At 49.6% G+C, this 24,526-nt stretch carries 13 protein-coding genes; 2 read left to right on the forward strand and 11 right to left on the reverse strand.

Annotated features, from left to right (window positions below; translation table 11 throughout):
* Nucleotides 1-6: 6 nt before the first annotated feature.
* From BMW65_RS15775 to BMW65_RS15820, 10 genes are all read right to left on the reverse strand, one after another.
* Nucleotides 7-2,376, reverse strand: a complete 2,370-nt coding sequence (locus BMW65_RS15775) for an ABC transporter permease (protein ID WP_218145428.1) — start codon at nucleotides 2,374-2,376, stop codon at nucleotides 7-9.
* Between the two features lie 55 nt (nucleotides 2,377-2,431).
* Nucleotides 2,432-4,840, reverse strand: a complete 2,409-nt coding sequence (locus tag BMW65_RS15780) for an ABC transporter permease (RefSeq protein WP_090606799.1) — start codon at nucleotides 4,838-4,840, stop codon at nucleotides 2,432-2,434.
* A gap of 178 nt (nucleotides 4,841-5,018) precedes the next feature.
* On the reverse strand, nucleotides 5,019-7,454 hold the full coding sequence (locus BMW65_RS15785) for an ABC transporter permease (RefSeq protein WP_090606800.1): 2,436 nt from the start codon (nucleotides 7,452-7,454) through the stop codon (nucleotides 5,019-5,021).
* A gap of 143 nt (nucleotides 7,455-7,597) precedes the next feature.
* Nucleotides 7,598-10,027 carry an ABC transporter permease gene (locus tag BMW65_RS15790; RefSeq protein ID WP_090606802.1) on the reverse strand — a complete coding sequence of 810 codons (2,430 nt, stop codon included), beginning with the start codon at nucleotides 10,025-10,027 and terminating at the stop codon, nucleotides 7,598-7,600.
* A gap of 69 nt (nucleotides 10,028-10,096) precedes the next feature.
* On the reverse strand, nucleotides 10,097-12,493 hold the full coding sequence (locus tag BMW65_RS15795; RefSeq protein ID WP_090606803.1) for an ABC transporter permease: 2,397 nt from the start codon (nucleotides 12,491-12,493) through the stop codon (nucleotides 10,097-10,099).
* Between the two features lie 265 nt (nucleotides 12,494-12,758).
* On the reverse strand, nucleotides 12,759-13,757 hold the full coding sequence (locus BMW65_RS15800) for an alpha/beta hydrolase (protein WP_090606914.1): 999 nt from the start codon (nucleotides 13,755-13,757) through the stop codon (nucleotides 12,759-12,761).
* An 82-nt stretch (nucleotides 13,758-13,839) separates the two neighbouring features.
* The gene (locus tag BMW65_RS15805; protein ID WP_090606805.1) at nucleotides 13,840-14,253 is read right to left on the reverse strand and encodes an OsmC family protein; all 414 of its coding nucleotides are present in this window, start codon (nucleotides 14,251-14,253) and stop codon (nucleotides 13,840-13,842) included.
* 112 nt (nucleotides 14,254-14,365) lie between these two features.
* On the reverse strand, nucleotides 14,366-15,208 hold the full coding sequence (locus tag BMW65_RS15810) for a helix-turn-helix domain-containing protein (protein WP_090606807.1): 843 nt from the start codon (nucleotides 15,206-15,208) through the stop codon (nucleotides 14,366-14,368).
* A 98-nt stretch (nucleotides 15,209-15,306) separates the two neighbouring features.
* Nucleotides 15,307-17,700 (reverse strand): ABC transporter permease, encoded by a 2,394-nt coding sequence (locus tag BMW65_RS15815; protein WP_090606808.1) that lies wholly within the window; start codon nucleotides 17,698-17,700, stop codon nucleotides 15,307-15,309.
* 223 nt (nucleotides 17,701-17,923) lie between these two features.
* Entirely contained in the window at nucleotides 17,924-20,008 is a 2,085-nt protein-coding gene (locus BMW65_RS15820; RefSeq protein WP_090606810.1) for a helix-turn-helix domain-containing protein, read from the reverse strand.
* A 195-nt stretch (nucleotides 20,009-20,203) separates the two neighbouring features.
* Here BMW65_RS15820 and BMW65_RS15825 point away from each other — a divergent pair, with 195 nt between their 5' ends.
* The gene (locus BMW65_RS15825) at nucleotides 20,204-20,803 is read left to right on the forward strand and encodes an ankyrin repeat domain-containing protein (protein ID WP_090606811.1); all 600 of its coding nucleotides are present in this window, start codon (nucleotides 20,204-20,206) and stop codon (nucleotides 20,801-20,803) included.
* Between the two features lie 22 nt (nucleotides 20,804-20,825).
* Entirely contained in the window at nucleotides 20,826-21,926 is a 1,101-nt protein-coding gene (locus tag BMW65_RS15830; RefSeq protein ID WP_090606814.1) for an acyltransferase family protein, read from the forward strand.
* A 200-nt stretch (nucleotides 21,927-22,126) separates the two neighbouring features.
* On the opposite strand, the gene BMW65_RS15835 is transcribed toward BMW65_RS15830, so the two are convergent.
* Nucleotides 22,127-24,502, reverse strand: a complete 2,376-nt coding sequence (locus tag BMW65_RS15835) for an ABC transporter permease (protein WP_090606816.1) — start codon at nucleotides 24,500-24,502, stop codon at nucleotides 22,127-22,129.
* Between the last annotated feature and the right edge of the window lie 24 nt (nucleotides 24,503-24,526).

The raw sequence follows: 24,526 nt of genomic DNA on the forward strand, positions 1-24,526 counted from the left end.
TGAAAATCACTCATCCCTCAAAGACTCGACCGGATTGGCCATCGCCGCCCGTATCGCTTGCCCACCCACGGTGAGCAGGGCAATTACCACAGCCATCAATCCCGCCACAGCAAACATCCACCACTGGATATCAATGCGGTAAGCAAAATCTTCCAACCACTGGCTCATGGCCCACCACGTAATGGGAGAGGCGATTGCGGCAGCAATTAATACCAATCGAACAAAATCTGACGACAGCAGACGCACGACGTCTGCCACTGACGCACCCAATACTTTTCGGATACCGACTTCCCGAACTTTGACCTGTGCCATGTAAGTGGAAAGCCCAAATAACCCCAGGCAGGAGAGCAGGATAGCCACCAACGAAAATAATTTAAACAGCATTCCAGAACGTTGTTCCGCTTTATACAAGCTGTCATATGCGTCGTCAAGAAACGTATACTCAAACGGGAATCCAGCATTGTACTGTTTCCAAAGGGTTTCAACCAAAGCGATGGCATTTGCAGCATTCCGCCCACTAACCTTCACATACATCTTGTAGTTCTCTTGAGGCTGATAGCGTAACACGACAGGTTCAATTTGCTGCTTCATGGAGGCAAAATGGAAATCCTTTACAATTCCGATGATGGTTCCTTCCTTGCCCCACAAGTTGAAACGTTTGCCAATGGGATCGGAGATGCCTGCTTCCCTGATAGCTGTTTCGTTGAGGACGTAGTGTATCGAGTCAGTGGCTATTCCGCTGAAACCCTGCCCTTCTGCTAATTGCAGCCCCAAAACGGAAACAAAGTCCTCATCGACGGACAATGGATGAATATAAAAAACTCGGTCCGATGCTTTTCCCTCCCAATCGACACCGGTCGTATTCGTTCCGATATTGATGATGGGATCATCGGCAGTGGTGATGCCCGTTATTCCGCGCTGCTTCAATAATTCATTTTTTATCGATTGGGTATGGGGTGCCATATCCCGCATGTCAAACGTGAGCACGTGGGCCTTATCAAATCCAAGTTCTTTTTCATGGATGTAGTGGAGTTGGCGGTCAATGACAATGGTACCTGTAACCAACGTCAAAGAAGCTACAAACTGGGTCACAACCAACACTTTCCTGATAAATTCGGTATCCAAGCCGATCGCAATCTTCCCTTTGATCGCCTTCAACGGTTCAAAGGAGGATAAAAGGAGTGCGGGATATATGCCCGATAATATCAATGTGAAGCCGATAGCGGCTATAGCGATGCCCCATATGCGTGGATCGGACAACTGGAACGCAATGCTTTTGCCCGCGATACCGCTATAGACGGGTATCGAAACGTATACCAATAAGCAAGCACCTAAACCGGCGATGATAAAAGTAATTGCCGTTTCGGCCATGAACTGTATAAAAAGCTCGCTTTTTCTCGCCCCGAGGATTTTGCGCATGCTCACTTCCCTTACGCGAAGCATAGACCGTGCGGTCGATAGGTTGACATAGTTGATGGCGGAAATCACGAGGATGAGTATACCGACGATGAGGAATATCCGGACAACCTGCATCATGCCCTCGCTACCGTCGGGATTATAAAGATGCATCTTCGCCAGCGGTTGTAAGGCATAAGGATCTTTGAGGCCAATGTCTTTGTAGTGATTCAGAAGGCTCTGGGCAAGTTTTCTTTCGACCAGGGCAGGGCTTATGCCGGCATGTAGTTGTAGGAATGTAGTGTATGTGAAATTGCCGAAATCGGATTCAATGCTTCGTCCCTCCTCACCCTGTGCATATATTTCGGCATAAAGGGCCATGGGGAAAAGCATATCATATCGGATGCTGGAATTTTCGGGGAAATCTTCTACAACGCCAGTTACCACGAACAGATCGCTATTATCTGCCCGTAAAACCTTGCCCATCGGGTTTTCTGATCCGAAATAGCGCTCGGCTGTAGATACAGTGAGTACGACGGAATGATGATCTGCAAAAGGTGCCTTAGGATTGCCATACCGCCAGGTGAAATCAAAGATGCTGAACAACGCAGGATCGGCGTAGCCCGTACTTTCTTCCTTGAATTCCTTGTCCGCATAGCTGAATAGCGAAAACTCAAAGTTGCCTTTGACCCGTGCCGCATTCCTGACTTCTGGAATTTCTTGTTGGGCAAATGTGCTTATCGGAGCATGGGAGGAACCCCACACTTGGCGATCACTACCCGTGCCCACATTGGACAACAAACGGTAGATATTTTTCTTATCACCATGAAACCGATCATAGCTTAATTCATTTTGCACCCACAATAAAATGAGTATGCCCACGGCCAGTCCCGTGGTCAGTCCAATAATATTGACGGTACTATAGAATCTGCTATTTCCCAAGCCCCTGAACGCAGTCTTAATGTGGTTATAAATCATCATGTTATATCTTTTGTTTTATGCATTAGGCTTATTGCTTATAGCCTACAGCTGAAAATCACTCATCCCGCAAACTATCTACAGGGTTGGCCATCGCCGCCCGTATCGCCTGCCCGCTTACCGTGAGCAATGCAATCACCACGGCCGCCAATCCCGCCGAGGCAAATACCCACCAGTGGACCTCAATGTGGTAGGCAAAGTTTTCCAGCCAGTTATTCATCGCCCACCAAGCCGCTGGTGTAGCGATGATAATAGCAATAAAAACCAATCGCACGAAATCGAATGATAGCAAGCGTATGATACCTAATACCGATGCGCCAAGCACCTTGCGGATACCGATTTCCTTTGTGCGTTGCTGCGCGGTATAGGTAGCTAAACCCAAAAGGCCTAGGCAGGCGATGAACAGGGCCAGCCCAGAAAATACTGTAAACAATCTTCGGAACCGAAAATCCGCTTCATATTGCCGGTTAAAACTTTCATCCAGAAAGCTATACAGGAATGGCCGGTGTGGAGCCAGTTCAGACCAGATGTTGCCCAGCTTGACCAGGGTTTCAGGCAAGGTAGCCGTCTGTACCTTAAGGGTGAGAAATCGGCTGCTCATGGGTTCAAACCGGAGTGCCAACGGCTCCACCTTACGGTGCAACGACAGGTAGTTGAAGTCTTTGACCACACCGATGACCTGCCCCTCCTTGCCCCATTGTGAAAACCGCTTGCCAATGATGGCGCTGGGATCTGCATAACCCCAAAGCCGGGCAGCCGCTTCGTTAATAACCAGTGAATGAGCCGTATCTGCAGGGAAATCCCTGGAATAAGGCCTGCCGGCTGCCATTTCGATACCGAAATGAGGGATGAAATCCACATCCACTTCAAAGAGTGATGGACCCAGCCCAGTCATTGTCCCTTCCGGCGATTCCACTTCCGTGTAAGCGTTCGGGAAATAAGCTCCCGGGACACTTCGTGACGCCGAAACAGATACCACTTCTTTTTCTTCTAAAAACCTGTTTTTAAAGGCTTCCAATTTAGCGGTAACTTGGTCATCATAGTTGAAATCGATGACTAACATCTGCGTTTGCTGGAATCCGAGATTTCGGTGCTGTAAGTGATTAAGCTGGGACAACACAATAAATGTACCGGCGATAAGGGCAATGGAGAGGCCGAATTGGAAGACCACCATACCTTTGCGTAGTGCAGCGCCTTTCGGTGTCGAGCGAAATGCCCCTTTGAGTACGGCAATAGGCTTGAAGCCAGCTAATACCAAAGCCGGATAACTGGCTGCCGCCATTCCCGTCACACCTACCGCCAGCGAAAAAATGGCCAGCGTCTGCCAATCAACCACCGCGGCCAAGGCGAAACGTTTTCCGGCAAATGCTTCCATCAAGGGCAATAAGGCGAATACTATTCCCACAGCGAAGAAAGCGGCCACGAGTACCATGACCAGTGACTCACTCATAAACTGGCCGATCAGGCTCTTCCGATCTGCGCCAACGACCTTGCGGACACCCACCTCCTTGGCCCGTTCCAAAGACCGGGCGGTTGCTAAGTTCATGAAATTGGCGCAGGCAATGCAGAGGATGAACAGCCCGATGATCGCAAAAATGTATAGGTTCTGTACGCTGCCTGTCGCGCCGGGCTGTCTATCTGCTGTAGAGTGCAGGTATGCGTCAAGTAAAGGTTCAAAACGAATGCGGTAGCTGCCATCGTCCGAAGCATGGTGACGGTCGAGGAAGTCGGGGACTTTGGATGTCAAATGTGCAATGTCAGACCCTTCTGGTACTCGGAAATAGGTGTAAAAATCCACATATCCCCACTCGTCAAACACTTCCGCCCAGGATTGCCGAAAGGAAGTCATGGACATTAACGCATCAAAGGTGAAATGGGAATTGGAAGGCACATCTTCCATAACGGCGGTAACGGTATAAACGCCGGGAGCTGCCCGACCTCCGGTGGCCCCACCTTCGAGAGTTTTGCCGATCGGGTTTTCATCTCCAAAGTATTTCTTGGCTGTGCTTTCAGTCAATACTGCGGAATACGGTGCTTTGAGCGCCGTCTTCGGATCGCCAGCAATCAGTTTCCAGCTGAATAGATCAAAGGCTGTCGAATCCATGTAGAAGACGCGTTCTTCCTGAAAGACTTTTTCGCCGTGTTTCAACAAAATGGAGACTTGGCCGGAGAACTGCACCACTTCTTCCACTTCTGGGAAGTCTGATTTCAACGCGGTCCCTACAGGTGCATTTCCCCACACTTGCCCGTGATAGCCCGCTCCCCCCACTTCTTTCCATTCGTGGATAACGCGGTAAATGCGATCCTTATTCGCGTGATACTTGTCATAGGAAAGTTCGTCCCGAATATAAAGCACTATCAATAGGCAACATGCTAAACCAATGGCCAGCCCACTGATGTTAATGGCGGCATAGCCTTTATTCCTATGTAGGTTCCGCCAGGCGATTTTGAAATAATTCTTTATCATTGTTCAGACATTAGACAACAGACTTGCCTATCTTTAGTTCTTTATTCCTTTATCCTTCATCTTCCTCATCACCCACCACTCATCACCACCGATTCAAGCCGTTGCGGACGAAACCTAGGAGACGGCAGCAAAGCGAACCGGATCCAGTTGAGGAGGAACCGCTTGAATCATCCACCAATCATTCATCGCGTAAAGAATCAACTGGATTGGCCATCGCCGCCCGTATCGCTTGCCCACCTACGGTAAGCAACGCGATGACAACCGCGGCCAATCCGGCACCGACAAACATCCACCATTGAATCTCGATGCGGTAAGCGAAATCTTCTAACCACTGGTTCATCGCCCACCACGCGATGGGAGAAGCGATGACGATGGCAATTAATACCAGTTTCACCACGTCTTTAGACAAAAGACGCACAATGCTGGTTACTGTTGCGCCCAATACCTTGCGGATGCCGATTTCTTTCGTGCGCGCATTGACGGTATACATGGCCAATCCCAGTAATCCGAGGCAACTAATCAGAATAGAAAGCGACATGGCCCAAGCCAGCAAACCCGCCGTGGCCTGTTCCCGCTCGTAAAATTGGGCGACCATTTCATCCACAAACTGATAATTGAACTCCTCGCCGGGGAATGCTTGTCCGTAAGCTTTCTGGATTTGGGTCAGGGCATCGCTCCACGACTGGCCGTCCCGGTTGGGTTTTAGCCTGACGTGGAAGGTCGAACCGCTATTCCGCTCAAATAGCAAAGGACTGATCAACGCTCGGGTAGATTGATGGTGGAAGTCTTTCATCACACCTACAATGGGCACCGTCCGGCCGTTCCAATTCAACGACACACCCAGTGCTTCTTCGGGGCGTTGGAAACCGATCGCTTTTGTAAACTGCTCATTGACGAGCAATTCCTTGGTGGAATCGCCGGGCAACACGTTACGACCGGCCAAGAGCTCGATCCGGTAAACATTAAGGTAGTTTTCATCGCCCCATCGAATCTGCGTGGTGGGCTTTAACTCCTCTTTCCCATTATGGTAGGAAACGTTGGTAAACGACATCCCCTGGTCGGCAGGAGCAAGAAAGCCGGAGCTCGCCAGTTCAACACCCGAAAGCGATTGGATCGTGTGCAACAATGCAGTGCGCTTTTGCTCTTGATCCCTTGGCGTATCAAATTTGATCACCGCCTCCTTGTCAAACCCCATATCCGCATCCAACGAGTAATTAATTTGCTGGGTGACAATGAAGGTAGCAAGGATGAAAAACTGGGCAACGGTAAATTGGGATACGGTCAGTGTTTGGCGGATAGTAGCTTGCCGCGATTGCCCTGTCCGGGAAGATACCTGATTTTTTAGGGTTTCCGTAGGGCGGTAGCGGGACAGCACCAATGCCGGATAACATCCCGATAGAAAACCGACCGTCAAAACGAGCAGGGAGAGCAATACGAGGTATCCCGGTTGCCCCATGAAGTCGGCACCTAACCCCGGAGGGATATGGGTGGCGAATAAATGAAGGATAAGCGGTACTAAAAGTATCGAAAATACTGTCGCGATACTCGTGATGAGTACCGTTTCGCCGAGGAACTGTTGGATTAATTGCGTTTTTGAGCTACCCAATGTTTTGCGGATACCGATTTCCTTGGCTCGTTGGGACGCTTGTGCCGTGGTCAGATTAATGAAATTAATGCAGCCCAATAACAGCAAGAAGGCCGCAGCGGTCAACAATCCATATAAGGTGGATTTTTCTGCGATGCGTCCGCCCACACTTGGATAATGGGGGTTGAAATGGATATCCCATAAGGGCTGGAGCGTAAGCGTGATGTCCTTTCCCGACGCTGTATTGTGGCTTCTATACAGCGTGTTCAATTGGGTTTGTATAGCCGCCGCCGTGTGGTCCGCCTCCAGTTTGATATACAGCTGTGAATACGCCATCCAGTCATTCCACACGTCCATCATGAAGTTGTCCTTCAGTGGGGAAGCGTCGATGGTTGCGAGGGAAATAAATTCCTTGCCGCTGAAGTCCGTCGGTTTGTCCAAATCACGGACAATCCCCGATACGGTCACGGTCAGGTCATTATACGTAAGTTGTTTGCCGATGACCTCAATGGGTGATAATGTTGGGAAGTAAAGGCCTGCGCGGCTTTCCGTCAGCACGACGGTGTAGGGCTGGCCGACAGTTGCCGATGGTTCTCCGCCAATCCAGTCATAAGCCAGCAGTTGAAAATAGTCGTTGTTCGTGAAAACAACTTGCCGCTGTTTCTTAAACGTACGTGGTTCGGAAGATTGATCCCCCTCAACACGCACCTGGGCGGTTGCATCCCCTTGGAATTGGAATACGGGAACGGTCCGTTCGACACCTGTGAGTTCGGTCGGTATCGCGTTGCCCAACGGCGCAGGTACACCTACGCTATGCCCTTCCACGCCATTGAAGTTGGCGTCGATCACCACACGGTAGATCCGCTCCTTATCCGGCAGAAACGTATCGAAGCTAAATTCGTAATACACAATCAGGGAAATCACCAATGCCGCACTGATGCCGATGGCGAGTCCCAGCATGGTCAATAGTGAGCGGAATTTGTTGCGCCAAAGCTGGCGAAATGCGGTTTTGAAATAGTTTTTTATCATTTTTCAGACATTAGACAACAGACATTAGACCTGCTTAGCTTCCCAATACCATCGATTCAAGCCGTTGCGGACGAAACCTAGGAGACGGCAGCGAAGCGAACCGGATCCAGTTGAGGAGCAACCACTGGAATCATCCACCACCATCACTCATCGCGTAAAGACTCGACCGGATTGGCCACCGCTGCTTTGATGGCCTGGAAGCTTATGGTAAGTATGGCAATTGCTACGGCTACCAATCCACTCAAGGCAAACGTAAACCATTTTAATTCAATATGGTAAGCGAAATTATACAACCATCTGTCCATCATCCACCAAGCTACTGGAATCGCGATAAGCATGGCAAGAAGAATGAGCTTTGTAAAATCACCGAGCAACAGCGTGATTAACCTGGGTACGGAAGCACCCAGCACCTTGCGGATACCGATTTCTTTTGTCCGCCGATAGAAGGCGATCAGGGTCATGCCGAACAGTCCGATACAGGCAATCACGATCGCTATGAAGGCGAATAGGCCAAAAACAACGCCAGTGCGCTGTTCGGACTTATATTGCTGGTCGAGACGTTCGTCAAGAAATGCAAATTCAAAATCGTAAGCATCATCGAACTGGGTATATACCTGCTTTATCGCCGCAATCCTGTTCTCAAAGCCCGTTGTGTTCAGCTTAATAACCAGGTGATTGTAAGCAGCCGCGGATAAAATAAAAAGCAATGGCTGAACGGGACGGTGAAACGACTGAAAATGAAAGTCTTTCATGATGCCGACGATACGGCCTTTTAACAGATTGCCGCTTTGGTCAATCAGCCAGTTGATTTCCTGGCCTACGACAGATGGCAACTGAAGCTGCGCATTGAGCTGAAGCGCGGCAGTTTCATTGATGACGAATGACCTCATCGTATCGGAAAGGTTTTCGCGCCGGAAGAACCGGCCTTCGGCCAGCCCGATATTCATGGTTTTTAAAAAATCGTAGTCCACAAACGCCTCTGAGCAATCGATTTCATGGCCGGGCGACCCGTTAAGAGAAACAGGACGTTGGTCAAACTGTCCGCCGGGAAGATTTGAACTGGCCGAAACGGACGTAACACCCTCGATGTTCATCAACGTCGTCTTGAGCGTTTCCATGCGATTGCCTACCGACCTGTCTTTTAAAGGGATTACGACCATTTCTTCTTTGTCAAAACCCAGGTTTTTGCGCTGGATATAATCGAGCTGGTTAAAGATGATGGTCGCCCCCGAAATCAGCACGATGGAAACGGTAAACTGGAATACAATCAATGCTTTTTGCACGCTGCTGCCTTTGGATGTATGCCGGAAATTCCCCTTAAGGATCGCATTTGGCTGCGCGGAAGATAAAAAGAGAGACGGGTATAGGCCCGAGATGATTCCCACCATGGCCCCAAGGCCGACGAGCATGGGAACGGCCTTCAGGTAATCCACACGGAAGGAATGCCCCGTCAGTGAATTATAAAAGGGAAGGCTTATCATCACCAGCAATATGGCGACAATGACGGATATCAGTGCAATGAACAAGGATTCGCCTATAAATTGAAACGAAAGCTGGCTGCGCAATGCTCCGACGGTTTTTCGGATGCCGATTTCTTTGGTGCGTTCAGCCGATTTGGCAACCATCAGGTTCATGAAGTTGATGCAGGCAATGACGAGCGTAAGCAGTCCCGCAGCTACCATAATATGCACATACTCGATGTTCCCGTTGGTTTCAAGCTCCCAACGCAGGTGTGATTTCAAGTGAATGTCGGTGAGCGGTTGTAAGCGGAATCCGAAATTGCTGGCACGGGCTTTCTGGTACTGTTCATCAGAGATGTTAATGTATTGGCGTACCCAGGACAGCAGTTTGCCTTCAAGTACTTTTGGGCTGGTGCCCGGCTTCAGGCGCAGGTAGTTGAAATGCCCGAAGTCGCCCCACTTGTAGTAATTGCTTTCCGGGTTGAAAGATTTTTCCCGTAAATAGGAAATCAGCAGGTCAAAATGGAAATGGCTTTGTTCGGGAACATCTTTGAATACAGCCATCACTTCCAGCAGCACGGTGTCGGCGTTTACGGCGAGCTGCTTGCCGATGGGATCTTCATCACCGAAATATTTCTTTGCGAAGGATTCGGAGATCAATAGGCCATTTACATGCATCAACGCCCTTTTTGCATCGCCCCGGACAACTGGGAACCGGAATACATCAAAAAAAGTAGTGTCGACGGCGAGCAGGCTAGTTTCGTCAAACTTGATATTCTTTTCGAGATTCCGAACGGAGAACGTCCTTTTGGTCAGCCCGGCTCCCCAAAGCGGCGATAGGCTCACCGCACTTTCCACCTCAGGGAAATCCCGAACCACCGCCTGAGCCATCGGGTGAGGCGTGCGTGTCTGCGGGTTTTCGTTTTCCCAGGTGATCCGGTAAAGATTTTCATAGTGATCGTAATACCGATCATAACCCCGCTCATAGGCTACATACATAGCAATAAGAAACACGCAGGCAATGCCCAAGGCCAGACCCGAAACATTGATAGCCGTATGGAGCTTGTTTTTAACAAGGCCCCGAAATGCAATGGTGAGGTAATTTCTAAACATATCCGTCAGATTTATTCATCCCTTAGACTATCCATCCCGATATCCATCGGGATCTCATTATTACGCGATTTACTCATCGCGTAAAGACTCGACCGGATTAGCCAAAGCCGCCCGTATAGCTTGCCAGCCTACCGTAAGCAATGCAATCGCTACCGCGACAAATCCAGCTCCGGCAAACATCCACCATTGTATCTCGATACGGTAAGCAAAGTCATCCAGCCACGTGCGCATAATCCACCAAGCAATGGGGGCAGCCACGAAAATGGCCATCAACACCAATTTCAAAAAATCCATGGACAATAGCCGCACAATACCTGCTACTGATGCCCCCAATACCTTGCGGATACCGACTTCCTTCATCCGAAGCTCGGCCATGTACATGGACAGTCCCAACAGGCCCAGGCAGGAAATGAAGATGGCAATTCCTGCGAAGATGCCAAACAGCAACTGCTGTGTTTGCTCTTTTTCATATAAGTCGCCAAAACGGTCATCCAGAAATTCATACCCGAAAGGGTTGTCCGGAAAGCGTGCTTTCCATACGGATTCCATGTAGGCAAGGGTAGACCGGATATCGCCGCCCGATACCCGTACAGACCACCACGCATAGCCACCCTCCATGCCCATGGCTAAAGGGACAACCTGCTGGTGCAACGACTCGAAATGGAAATCTTTCGTGACACCGATGATTTGACCTTTCCGGTTGCCATAGGCAAACACATTGCCGATGGCATCGGCCGGATCATCCCAGCCAAGCATTTTCACGGCCGATTCATTCAGGATGAACCCTTCTTCACGATCAGCCGGATGTTCGCGCGACAGGTTGCGCCCGGCGGCCATTTCGATTTGATAAGTGGGGATAAACTGCTCGTCAATAGCCAGTCCCTTGATCATTGCACCCATGGGGGCTAATTCGCTCCCCCGCATCACGAATGCGGTCTGTCCATCCAGCAGCCTCCCGGTGGGGACACGTGACGAACGTCCAACTTCCACGATACCCGCATACTGTATCAATTGTTGCCGTACCGATGCAAAGGCCGTTGAATCGCCAGCCGCAGGAAGCAGGATGATTTGTTCCTTCGCATAGCCCAGTTTAAAATCCTGTACATGCTTCATTTGGTTGTACACCACAGTAGTACAGATAATTAATAGCACCGCTATCGCAAACTGCGTAGTGACCAACAATTGCTGCAATATCCCTTTTTTGACGTCGGTAGCCACCTTCCCTTTGAAGACCTTGACTGGCTGAAAAGCAGTAAGGAAAAAAGCAGGGTAGCTGCCGGAAAGCAAGGCCGTGAGCAACATCACGACGCCAATGATAATAATAAACGAGGGTGTCAGCAGATTGGTAAATATGAGGCTTTTGCCCGCCAGTTCATTCAGGAAGGGCAGAATGAGCGCCACCAATGCAAACGAAATGAGCAGTGCAATGACGGTAAATAACCATGATTCAACAAGAAACTGCCGAATCAACTGGCTCCGTTGCGCACCGACGACCTTGCGCATGCCCACCTCTTTGGCCCGTTTCGCCGAACGGGCTGTGGTCAAGTTCATGTAGTTGATGCAGGCGATAACGAGGATAAACAAGGCGACTGCGGAAAAGAAATAGACATACCGGATATCCGACGTGGGTTCGATTTCTGAGTCGGTATGCGAATGCAGGTGGATGTCTGTCAATTTCAGGAGGTGTAGCACCGAATAGTTGGAGGTGTTCTCGCCCATATGCTTGTTCTGAAATGCTGGAAAAGCCTCCACTAATCGTTGTGGATCATAGTTTTCAGGAAGCAGTAAGAACGTGTTGAAGGCGTTGTTCCCCCAGTTTGTCCGCAGGCGTTCGGCACCGTAGATAGTTTCGTCATTTAATGTGGCAAAGGAAATCAGAAAATCAGGATGCATGCTGGATTGCGCCGGTAGCGGGTTAAAAACCCCGGAAACCATCAATTCGGCTTGATTGTTTATGCGTACCATTTTGCCTACCGGATTTTCATCGCCAAAATACTTTTTGGCCATGGGGGCTGATAATGCGATGGTGAAGGGCTCCTTCAGCGCCGTGCTTGCATCACCCTGTACGACATCTACCGTGAATAAATCGAAAAACCCATCTTCGACAAAAAAAACCCGTTCTTCATTGAAAAGGTTGTCGCCATACCGAACGGTTGCGTTGCTTTCCAGCATACGTACCATGTGTTCCACCTCGGGGAAATCCTGCGCAATCAGTGGCCCATAGGGTGGGGCCACCTGTGCCAGGTGCAGATTGGTCGAACCATTATCGTCCAAAAATTCGCGGGATACCCGGTAAATCCGGTCGGCCTTTTCATGAAAGCGGTCATAGCTTAGCTCATCCTTGATATACAGCGCAAGCAGTAAGAACGCCGTAAGCCCGATGGCCAGCCCCATGATGTTGATGGTGGAGAAGACCTTGCCGCGTATGAGGTTGCGCCATGCCGTTTTGAAATAGTTCTTGATCATTTTTTAGTAGTTAGTACGAAGTGCGTAGTCGTTAGATAACCCCGCTTCGCTCACCCGTAAGAACGTGTAGACATATTTTGCGCCAAAAATGCAAGATGTTGTTTTTCAGATTATTGTATGGGTGTTGGCTGCGAAGGTGTCCGATATCGAACACCTATTGTTCAATAGCGGACAGGTGATAGGCAATAAAAAAGTTGCCTCAGATCAAAGAGGCAACTTTAGCTGATTGAACCGGCCATTGCCGATGATGGGTTGGCGTCGGCGTTTACGGATTCAATGTAGCTTTAATAACGGCTGCGGCTTGCAGGATAGCGGTCTGTACGGCAGGCACGTCTGCGATGGGATTGAGCAAGCCATAATCGTGTATTAATCCGCTGTAGCGGGTCAGCGTTACGGGCACGCCGGCTTCATTCAGCCTTCTGGCGTATGCCTCGCCTTCGTCCCGCAGCACATCGTTTTCTGCCGTCTGTACCAGTGCCGGGGGCAGCCCGCGCAGCTCTTCCAACGTGGCTTGCAGGGGGGAGGCATAGATTTCCGTGCGTTTGGCCGTATCTGGGAGGTAATTATCCCAAAACCATTTCATCATGTTTTTGGTGAGAAACCGGCCTTCGGCAAACTGATTGTACGACTCGGTTTCAAAGTCGGCGTCGGTCACCGGCCAGAGCAGTACTTGGAGTTTGATGTGTGGCCCGTGCTGTTTTTTGGCCATCAGCGCGATGACGGCGCTCATATTGCCACCTACGCTGTTACCTGCTATAGCAAGGTTTTTTCCATCTACGCCGATTTCACGCCCATGCTGCGCCACCCATTGCAACACGGCATAGATTTCATTGATGGCCGTGGGGTATTTGGCTTCCGGAGATGGCGAATAGTCCGGAAATATGGCTACCGCACCACTGTGCACGACCAGATCGCGCACCAGCCGCCTATGGGTGGGGTAATCACCCAATACCCAGCCGCCACCGTGGATGAAGATAAAGACCGGAGCGTTTTCTTTCACCCCTTCGGGTCTGGTGATGTGGATGGTTACTTCGTGGCCGTTTTGTGAAATCACCCGCTCGGATTCTTCGATACCTGAATAATCCACCGTTACGGATTGCTGGGCACCGACCAATACCTGGCGGGCATCTTCCGGACTGAGCTGCTCCAGGGGCTTTCCGTCGCCTGAATTGAGTTCGTTCAAAAATGACCGCACTTCCTTAAAAACCTGTGGGTCCTGTTCGCCTTTATAAGGCCTTTCTTGTGCTGATGCGAATGTGCTCATGGCTAAAAAGATTAATAACAAATCCTGCTGAATAAACGCTGAAAATTTCATGTTTGTTTGCATTAAAAGTGAACCGTTTCGTTTACCCAACCAATTGTGCCTGAAGGACGATTTCAAAGCGGAATGCCTGACTCACAGGGCAGGTCTTTTCGGCATTCCTGGCAATCTCCTGAAATGCAGCTTCGCTGATTCCCGGTACTTGGGCTTTCAGTTCCAGTAGCGATTGCGTGATTTTACCATTGTCCAGTGTTACAGTCGCCGAGGTAACCAGTTCTTCGGGGGGATAGCCGGCCTGTGTGAGATCCAAGCTGAGCTTCATGGTAAAACAGCCGGCATGGGCTGCCGCCAGCAGCTCTTCGGGATTGGTACCGATGCCATCGGCAAACCGGCTATTGAATGAATAAGGGGTGTGGTTCAGTACGGTGCTGGCTGTCGTCAGGTGTCCGTTTCCTTCTTTGATGGTGCCGTTCCAAACGGCTTGCGCTTTGCGTTTCATAACTTGTTTCCTTTCTTTTAATCAATTTTTGATTGTTTTGATGGAACAAAGTTATGGCTGTTGAAGGGTCAGAAAAATACACAAATGGCGCTTCTGATTGTATATTTTTCCCTCATTGGTAGTTTTTCTTAAAAATCGCGGGGCTATTGCCCACTTTGCTGGTAAAAAGGCGGTTGAAATAAGCGGGGTCATCATATCCCAGGTCGTATGCGATCTCTTTAACGCTCAATGCGGTATGGCTCAGCAGTCGTTTGGCTTCCAGGATGATACGGTCTTTGATGACATCATTGGGCTGTGGTAAGTCGAACCGTCTGAATTTGTTGGACAAGGTCTTGGCAGCCACGCCCATCAGATCAGCATACTCGGATACCGAGTGTTTTCTCTTGTAATGGATTTCCACCAGTCGGCTGAACTCGCGGAAAAATTCCGTTTCCCGGTGAGGCTCGTCGTTCAGCTTGCCGAGTTGTTGTTTTTTCCAGATCCGCGTAGCTCGGATAATCAATTGTTTCAAGTAAACCCGCAGCATTTCTTCCTGGGAAGAGGCATTAAGTTCAAATTCTTCTTCCATTTGCTGGAAGAGGTAGGCGGCCACTTGGTTTTCGTCTGCTGACAGGGCGGTCAGGGGCATTTGGTAGCTATTATTGAAGAGCAGGCCATCGCAGGCCACTTCGGCATCATGAATCTGTATGCAATAGAAATCCCGGTTGTAGTAAATGAAAAAGCCGGTACCTTCCCCGATGGCATGGACCGTCAGATGTTGGTTGGTGATAAAAAATACACCGGGCTGGCGGCCCGTGTATTCGTCGAAATCCACGGTGACGCGATGCCCGGCGGGCAAATAGAGGATGCGGATATACCCGTGGAATTGATGGCTGTTCAAGGCATCAACCATGTTGACTGATACCTTAATTAACCCGAATTTTTTATAGTTGGACTCGTAGATACGGTGTTGCATAGCGGATGAGGATAAGCTATGCAAATTTAGCTAAACTTTATCATTCATCCCTTAGTGACTCGATCCCGAAGTTATTCGGGATCTCCTTATCACGCGATTTATTCATCGCGTAAAGACTCGACTGGATTGGCCAATGCTGCTTTTATAGCCTGCGAGCTTACGGTCACTAAGGCGATGACTATGGCCACTAACCCTGCAATACCGAACATCCACCATTGGATATCAATGCGGTAGGCGAAATTGTCCAGCCATTTGTTGAACCCCCAATACGCCATGGGACAGGCGACGATGAAAGCCACTACGACTAACTTAATAAAGTCTATGCTGAGCAGGCGCACCAGCGATGGCACCGTAGCACCAAGCACCTTGCGTACGCCGATTTCTTTAGTACGTTTTTCTGCCGTGAAGGCGGCTAAGCCAAACAGTCCCAGGCAGCCGATGAAAACTGCCAGTATGGAGAAGACCAAAAGCACCTTTGCCGTTTGCTGGTCGGCCAGATAGCGGCTTTTCAGGTGGCTATCTAGGAATGTATAATCAAATGGCGCGTCAGGGAGGACTTTTTTGTATGCCGCTTCGTATTGACGGAGTGTTTCCCGCAGGTCACCTGTTGAGAAGCGCACCATGAGGTATCGGATAGATTCGCTGGCATTGGTAAATGCATAAGCGCCTACAGGACTATGTAATGATGCATAGTTGAAATTGTCTACTACGCCCACGATTGTTGAATGGTCTCCTAAATCGGCCAATACCCTTTTGCCAATGGCTTCTTCGGGAGTCAAACCCAGGTAATCGACCGCGTACTTGTTGAGCACCACCTCAACGACAGGTGTGCCGGTCTCGGTAGTATCGCCGGACAACCGATCCTTGATCATCCGTCCGGCCAGCACGTCAAGTTGCAGCACCTGCTGGATATCCCCGATAATCCGGTTGGAAGAAAGCCATGCACCTTGTTTGTCGGCATCATCTTTATGGATGGATCGCCCGCTTTCGCCTTTTCCGGGAAATGCCTGGGAAAGTACCATGCCCTGTGTTTGGCCCAATGCACCAATCTGATTTTTTAACGCGTCGAATTCCTGTTTATTTTGTGCCGAACTCAGCCCGATGACGATGACATTCTCGGGGTTGTAACCCAATTTACGCTTACTCACGAAGTCCATCTGTAGGTACATGATGATCACGCCCACGATGAGGATGATGCTGGCACTGAATTGCACCACAACGAGCACACGGCGGAAAAGCGCAGATCCCGTTCTGGCGGCCTTCCCTTTTTGAAGCGCTTCCAATGGTGTGTAGGCGGAGAGAATAATCGCCGGATAAAGGCCTGCAATGAGCGTCAGCGATAACCAGAAAACGGGCAAACCTATCCAGAATACCGGATGCGCCAGCGTGGCATATACCAATGTCTTGCCGGATAAGGCGTTGAATACAGGAATGCCAAGGACGGTAAAAACAATCCCGAAAACGACGGCAATCCATGTGAGCAATGCCGTTTCGATGTAGAATTTGCCCAGGAGCCCCTGTCTATTGGCACCAAGAGCCTTGCTTATGCCGACCTCCTTGCCGCGTTGTTGTGCACGGGCAGTGGCGAGGTTCATGTAATTGATGGCAGCCATCAGCAGCAATGCAATGGCCAGGTAAGTCAGCTGCTGGAGCTGTGCGGCATCGCCTTTTCTATCGCTGTAAGCGTCTATTTCCGACGAGTTTAAATGTACCGCTTCCAACGGTTGCAGCGCCAAAGAAAAGTACCTGCGGTCGGCCTCTACGTGTTCCTCAATCATTTTGGGCAAGTAAGTTTCTACCTTCTGGCGGTCATCGGCATCCCGTAGCATGATCCACGTCTCAAAGCTGGCGTTGTCCCAGGTATTTCGTCTTGCAAATCCTGTCGTGCTGTATGCACCGATGAGCTCGGCATCAAAGGTGCTCGTTGTTGGCAGGTCGGCATAGACACCGGTCACGTTGAGCGTCGTATTCCTGTTCAGTTCGATGGCCATGCCGACAGGATTTTTGTCGCCGAAATATTGCTTGGCCTTACTTGCCGATAGCAGCACAGCGTTAGGTGCGTTGAGGGCTGTTTTCCGATCCCCATGGATGAAATGCAGGTCGAAGATTTCCACAATTTCTGGATCGGCCCAATATAAGCGACTTTCGATAAAAGCATCATTGCCGACACTGATATTGGCATTGTCCCCGAAGTCATTCAGCAAGGCACGGGCAGACAATTCCACTTCGGGAATATTATCCTTCACCGTAGGCCCCACGGCATTGGGAACACTGGCTAAAAGCATGTCGTTCCCCTCGTAATTTATGTGAGCCAAATAGCGGAAGATCCGATCCCGGTTGGGGAATGCGTCGAACGCCCGTTCTTGGATGATGAATAGCGCAAGTAGAAACGACACCCCGAGTCCTACAGCGAGCCCGAAAATATTCAACGCGCTGAACAGTTTGTTGTTCAATAAATTGCGCCAAGCGGTTTTGAAGTTGTTCTTAATCATTTTTTAGACATCAGATATTAGACAACAGACATTAGGCCAACGACCATCCATAGCTGCTCACTGCCCTCGCCCTGCCCATCCGGCAGGCAGTCATCTGCAAGAGACGAGGCATTTTTTGCGCCAAAATGCTATTTGGTTGATTGTTAGCGTGTTAATAATTGGTCGGGGTGCTTGAGTGTTCGGTATCGGACACCTGCTGTCCAGATTCGGACGGCAGGCAAGGCTACAGCAGCCTTTTCGCCTCAAGAGACGCCTTAATCTCGTCGTGCTGTTTCCAAAATTTCGTTTCGATAGTATGCATCACGCGTTTAAACTCCGGGTGATCCCTGATCGGGTCGACGATGGGATCATTGGGCAATAGCAGGATCCAATATTGATAATTGTCTGCCTCCGAGAATTGCCTTAGGTGGTTTATTGCTTTTTCGGCATCTTGCTGATAGAGGTAGTACAGCGCCAGGTGCATAGGTTTGTAGATGGTTTGATCGTCGTCCGAAAAAGCTTTGAAATTAGCGGCAAACTTATCCGCTTCTTCTCGGAATCCCCGATTAGCCAGTACAATGGCTATCGTTAAGTTAACGTTTCTAAAAATGTCCAATTGATAGCGTTCCCGGATTTCGATAAATCGCTTATAATACTGGTAGGCGCGTTCATCATCTCCATCGTAATGATAGACTTTCGCAAGTTCCTGCAAGATATATAGCAAGTTGGGATCCCGTTCCAATTCCTTTAATAGCAGTTGCCTACCAGCGTTGGTATTCTTATCTCTGGCGAAAAGGATAACGGCTTTGACCCATACAGCAAACGAATTCGTTGGATTGTAATCCAGTGATTTATCAATATAGACAAGTGCCTCTTCAAGGAAACCAGTTTGGATAAACGCATTGCTCAAATGCAGGTAATTAAGGCTGGATGCCGCAGAATCGCGCGCGGCGGCGTCCAGCCGAAGTCCCCGTAACGCATATTCGAGGTATTTGGCTGTATTGGGGGTGAAGCTGTTATAAAAATCCGAAAGGAAATTGATGGCTAAGATGGAATTGGGATTGTATGCCAACGCTTTTTCAAAATACGGAATAGCCGCCTTGTATTCCTTTTTGTGCGCGTAGGACAACGCTTTGGCAATGAGGCTCTCCGGAAGTATCGGATCGTGGAAAATCGCTTTGTCTGCAAAGTCAGCGATCTCATCCCCGTATTGTTGATCCACCATAAACAGATCCAGGTAGTAGCAGGCTATCGCACTACAGGCATAAGCAAGGGCGAATTTTTCATCATGTCCGATAGCCTGCTTGAAATAGCCGATGGCCCCTTTCAGGTTGTCGCTGCCCTCTTGGCGTAATAACTCGATGCCCTTTAAAAATAAATCATAGGCCACTAGACTTTCTGTGGGCTTCTTTTCTATGCGCCTTCGTTCATCCTGCGTGACGATGGCTTGAACTTCCTTTGCAATATCCTTGGCAATTTCTTCCTGTAACAAGAAAATATCGATCGCTTGGCGACGGTATTGCTTAGCCCAAAGATGCCTGTCGCTGGGCCCATCGATGAGTTGAATGCTCAGCAGAAGTTGGTCGCCCATTTTTTGGCCGCTCCCTTCTACGAAATAGCGGGCGTTTAGCTCTTTTGCCATCTCTGGGATGGATTTTGCGACGTTCCGGTACTTTTCAGCCGATGTCCGGCTGATGACTTTGAGGTCTTTTATTTGCTGAAGATTGTTCAGCGTCGACTCCATTAAGCCGTTGATTAAATAGCGGTTGGTTGAATCGCTGCTTTCATTTTTAAAGGGCAATACGGCGATTGATTTTTCGAGGGGAGTCGATGTCGGTGCTGACCACCAATAATAGCCCAATAGACCGATGATCAATAGGACTAGCACCGCTAACGCACCCACAACCATCACGTGCGATTTACGGTGGGAATAGATCAACGGCTTAGGTTCTTGATTTTGGTCGTCAGTTATGTTGTTCTTGTCTGCCCCGATTCGTTTATGTGTTTCTCCCGGTGGATACCCATAGTGTTCACGAAAGCATTTGATAAAATAGGAGGTACTGCCGAATCCTACTTGGTAGGCTATTTCAGATATGGTCAGTTGGGATGTTCTCAGCATGGACATGCTGTGTTCCAACCGAACTTGCCGGATGAACTGGCTAACCGATAGGTTGGTCAGGTGTTTTACCTTTCGCAATAGGTTTGAGCGGCTCATGTGCAGCTCGTTGGCCAGCTCGGATACGCCAAACTGCTCGTCGGATAAGTTATCCTCGATAACAGCCTTGATTTGGCTCATGAAATCTGGTGTATCAGGGTACAAATCGGGCATGGCGCAGCACAGTTTTTCGAAACAAATATACTTCTTGCACCGGGGTTTGCGTCATAATTTATACCGATTAGTCATAATTTATATGGGCTACTTCAAACTTGATGCGTTTATCCGCAAAACTGTTTAGTCCGTGCTTCTGAACTGACCGACCTTTAGGACATTGAAAAACCTTATCAAATTTAATGGAATAATCGCATGAAAACACCAGCAATCAATTTGTCAAAAGCAGTCTTTGGGGTAGCGTTCATTGCAGCGCTATGGACGGCAGCCTCCTGTTCAAGTGGGAATAGTACTGCACAACAAGATGGCACGTCGCCAAATGCAACTGGCGACGTTGAATCTCCGGCCGTGGATATCCATACGGCCGTAATAACGGAAAACGTAGCGGCACTTCAGCAGCATATCGCGGCCGGAACTAACCTGAACGAGAAAGATCCGTTTGGAGGTTCGAGCCCGTTGATAACCGCCGCCATATTCGGGAAACCAGCAATGGCCGAGCTGTTGATTACGGCTGGAGCCGACTTGAATTTCCAGAATAACGAGGGGTCGACACCGCTTATTAGCGCTGCTTTTTTCGGACGGGCCGAAATTGTCAGGATGCTGTTGGATAGCGGTGCTGATAAAACAATCAAGAATAAATATGGGGCTACTGCCTATGACTCCGTGGCGGCACCGTTCGGTGAGGTGAAAAACACCTATGATATAATGGGCAAGATGCTGGCGCCTATGGGGCTGAAGCTCGACTATGCCCACCTCGAAAAAGTACGACCCGAAATCGCTACGATGTTGAAATAAGGGGCTAATTAACCGTAAATAGATGAAAACAATACAAAGAAGATATGATATCGATTGGATTAGGGTAATTGCTATCGGTCTGCTCTTAATTTACCATGTAGCGATCGGCTTTCAGCCCTGGGGTATCATGATTGGATTCATTACTTCAGACAAACCGTGGGAGGCCTTATGGCTTCCCATGGCTATGCTTAATGTATGGCGTATTCCGCTGTTATTCTATGTGTCGGGCATGGGGATTTATTTCGCCATGCAGCGTCGGAATTGGCGGCAACTGCTGCAAGAAAGGGCGAGGAGGATTCTGCTTCCCTTTCTTTTCGGTGCGTTAGTCTTCGTTCCCATCCATGTATACCTTTGGCAGTATTATTATCAATTTGACCGTACATATTCGCCCAGTCCGGGTCATCTATGGTTCTTGGGCAACATCATGATCTATGTCGTTGTATTGTTGCCAGTTTGCTTTTATCTGAAACGCCATGAGAGCGGTCCGTTTGTGGCGTGGCTGAAAAAAGGACTCAGCCATCCATTGGGTTTACTACCGGTCTTCAGCGTATTTGTTGCCGAAGCAATGCTTTTGGATCCGAAGCCTTTCGAACTGTACGCCATGACATCCCATGGGTTTTTCCTCGGACTGCTGGCTTTTTTCGTTGGGTTTTGTTTTGTGCTCGCCGGTCGCCCGTTTTGGGAGATGCTGCTCAAATGGCGATGGCTGTTTTTGGGAATTGCGCTGCTTCTTTTCGCCGTACGGCTCGTATATTTTGCATCCGATGCCCCGAATTACCTACGATCCCTGGAGTCAAATTGTTGGATCATGGCGGTCTTTGCGTTCGCCCACAAGCACCTCAACCGTCCCAGCCGGACACTGCGGTATCTTAGTGAGGCCGCCTATCCGGTTTATATCGTACACATGGTATTCCTATACTTGGGAGCGTTGTTTCTGTTTCCGTTGGACATAGCCGCACCGTTGCAGTTCGTGCTCCTTTTGGTTGTGACAGCGGCCGGTAGCCTCGTGCTATATGAACTGGTTATCCGGCGGGTAAATTTCCTCAGGCTTTTATTTGGATTGCGCCACCGATTATTATCCTCCCCGACATCACCGATTCCAGCCGTTGCAGACGAAACCTAGGAGACGTTAGCGAAGCGAACCGGATCCAATCATTCCCTTTCCCACTGCGGTTTTAAGTCCATTGCAGCCAAGGCCTAGGAGACGTTAGCGAAGCGCTACGGATCCAGTCGTGGCTGCAATGGACTTAAAACATCACTCACCATCACTCATCGCGCAAAGACTCCATCCCGATATGCATCGGGATCTCGCTATTACGCGATTTATTCATCGCGTAAAGACTCGACCGGATTAGCCAATGCCGCCCGAATGGCCTGCCAACTAACAGTGAGCAGCGCAATCACCACGGCCGCCGATCCCGCAACCGCGAACATCCACCATTCGACGTCAATGCGGTAGGCAAAATCTTCCAGCCACGTGTTCATGGTCCACCAAGCAATGGGGGTACCCATGATGATCGAGACAAGTACCAGCTGGATAGAACCTTTGGATAGCAGCCCAACGATATTGCCGACACTCGCTCCCAGCACCTTGCGGATACCGATTTCCTTGACCCGTTGGCGCACCGTGTAGGTAGACAGGCCCAGCAGTCCAAGGCACGAAATGAAGATGGCAATCCCGGCAAATATATTGAACAGGAGCCCGGCCCGTTGATCAGCTTGATATTTAGCTTCAAATTGTTTATCGAGGAAACTATAACTGAACGGGATATCACCTGCGTATTGCTTGTATTGTTTTTCAACGGCGGCGATCGCCTGCTGTGCCGCTTGGGCGCTGGTACGCACGTAAAGCATATTGCCATTCCACCAGCGGAAAAACAGCAAGGGTTCGATTTTCTTTTTCAAGGATTGGAAGTTGAAATCCCTTACGACACCGATGATCGTGCCCGCGCGGCTATGGAAGCTAATGGGCTGGCCAACATAAGGTGGTGTGAGGCCCATTTCTTTCACTGCCGCTTCATTGACAATGTATAGGTTGCTGTCTGCAGGCGTACCCGAAAAATTACGTCCTTCCAACAGTTGTATACCCACGGTTGGGATGAAGTGCTGATCGATGACCGCTTGATTGATGATGACCTGGCTATTGGTCGGTTTGCCGGACCATTCCAGATCGCTGGTGGACGATTCGTGGTTGGAAAGGTCGTAAATATCGGTCAGCGAAATACCTGTGATTCCCTGCTGGCTATTGAGTTCGTTTTTTAGCGCATCGATATGCCCGCTCACCGCATCGGGTAGCGGCACGGTGAAGACGTAATCTTTGTTATAGCCCAAATCCAGTTTTCGGATATAGTCCAATTGCTTGCCGATAACCAACGTGGCCACAATCAGTACGGTAGAAATGGAAAACTGGAAAACCACCAGGATCTTGCGAAACAACGTGGTGCCAATACCGGAAGTGATCTTCCCCTTCAGCACTTGTAGTGGGCGGAAGTCCGAAAGCAGCAGAGCCGGATAGATGGACGCCGACAGCAGAGTACCCACGGCGGAATAGCCCACCACTTTCCAAATGTCGGTGTCGGCAAATGAAAAGTGCAGCTGTTTGCCAGCGATGAGGTTGTACACAGGCAGCAATGCCAAAATAAGCCCGATGGCTATCGCTAATGCGAAGCAGAACAGTAAAGTGGTTTCCACAATAAATTGAAAGAACAGCTGCCGCCTGCTGGCACCGACCACTTTCCGTATACCAACCTCACGGGCTCTCACCAACGCTCGTGCTGTCGAAAGATTGATGTAGTTGATGGCCGCGATAGCGAGCACTAAGATGGCAATGATCAAAAAGATACGTACCATCCGGGCGGACGCGTCGTTGCCATCTGGCCCTACCAAATGCAGGCTGGCAAGGGATTGCAGTCCGTAGCGGGTGTCACTTTCGCCGTTGCGCGCTTTATCATAGGCAGCGGTGAAATCCTGTTCGGCATCGATTGGGTCTGTGCCTTCCTGCAATTTGACATAGGTGTGAAACGCGTAATTACCCAGATCCGCGTCGATGGTTTTCCAGTCGCCATTACCGCCGTTTGCGGTAAACTGCTGTGCGTAATAACCCATTGGAAAAAGTGCGTCGCATACGAGGGATGAATTGTCCGGGAAATCACGCAATACACCGGCAACGGTAAAATTGTCTCCCCGAAATTGCAGCACCTTGCCCATGGCATCACCATCACCAAAGAATTTCCGGGCTGTCGATTGCGTGACAACCACGCTATTATTGTTCGGAAACGGCGCAGTGCGGTTGCCCTGCAAGAGTTCAAAATCAAATACCGTCAGGAAAGTGCTGTCTACGCAGGCCGCCACAAAACCATCCAGCACCTTGCTGCGGTCGGCATTCGCCAATACTTGGTCATATTCGCTGTAAACGCGGACGATGGATTCGACACGCGGAATAGACTGGGCATAGACCGATAGGGGACCGGGTACACCTTCCCACACCATATCCTGCCCGTTGGCCTCGAAATGAGCGAGAATTTTATACGTACGCTGGTAGTCACTGTGGAAGCGGTCATAGCTGCGTTCGTGTTGGACCCAAAGCAACAGCAACATGGCTGTGGCTAATCCGAAAGCGAGCCCACAGGTATTGATAATGCTGTAGAATTTATTTCCCCTAAGACTCCGCCAAGCGGTTTTGAAATGGTTCTTTAACATAACTGGCTGTTTTTATCTGCGTTA

The organism is Parapedobacter koreensis (genome assembly GCF_900109365.1).
Taxonomy (GTDB): Bacteria; Bacteroidota; Bacteroidia; order Sphingobacteriales; family Sphingobacteriaceae; genus Parapedobacter; species Parapedobacter koreensis.

Coding starts and splice junctions, on each gene's coding strand:
- BMW65_RS15775 (WP_218145428.1), bottom strand. CDS start 2,376: ATGATGATTTATAACCACATTAAGACTGCGTTCAGGGGCTTGGGAAAT.
- BMW65_RS15780 (WP_090606799.1), bottom strand. CDS start 4,840: ATGATAAAGAATTATTTCAAAATCGCCTGGCGGAACCTACATAGGAAT.
- BMW65_RS15785 (WP_090606800.1), bottom strand. CDS start 7,454: ATGATAAAAAACTATTTCAAAACCGCATTTCGCCAGCTTTGGCGCAAC.
- BMW65_RS15790 (WP_090606802.1), bottom strand. CDS start 10,027: ATGTTTAGAAATTACCTCACCATTGCATTTCGGGGCCTTGTTAAAAAC.
- BMW65_RS15795 (WP_090606803.1), bottom strand. CDS start 12,493: ATGATCAAGAACTATTTCAAAACGGCATGGCGCAACCTCATACGCGGC.
- BMW65_RS15800 (WP_090606914.1), bottom strand. CDS start 13,757: ATGAGCACATTCGCATCAGCACAAGAAAGGCCTTATAAAGGCGAACAG.
- BMW65_RS15805 (WP_090606805.1), bottom strand. CDS start 14,253: ATGAAACGCAAAGCGCAAGCCGTTTGGAACGGCACCATCAAAGAAGGA.
- BMW65_RS15810 (WP_090606807.1), bottom strand. CDS start 15,208: ATGCAACACCGTATCTACGAGTCCAACTATAAAAAATTCGGGTTAATT.
- BMW65_RS15815 (WP_090606808.1), bottom strand. CDS start 17,700: ATGATTAAGAACAACTTCAAAACCGCTTGGCGCAATTTATTGAACAAC.
- BMW65_RS15820 (WP_090606810.1), bottom strand. CDS start 20,008: ATGCCCGATTTGTACCCTGATACACCAGATTTCATGAGCCAAATCAAG.
- BMW65_RS15825 (WP_090606811.1), top strand. CDS start 20,204: ATGAAAACACCAGCAATCAATTTGTCAAAAGCAGTCTTTGGGGTAGCG.
- BMW65_RS15830 (WP_090606814.1), top strand. CDS start 20,826: ATGAAAACAATACAAAGAAGATATGATATCGATTGGATTAGGGTAATT.
- BMW65_RS15835 (WP_090606816.1), bottom strand. CDS start 24,502: ATGTTAAAGAACCATTTCAAAACCGCTTGGCGGAGTCTTAGGGGAAAT.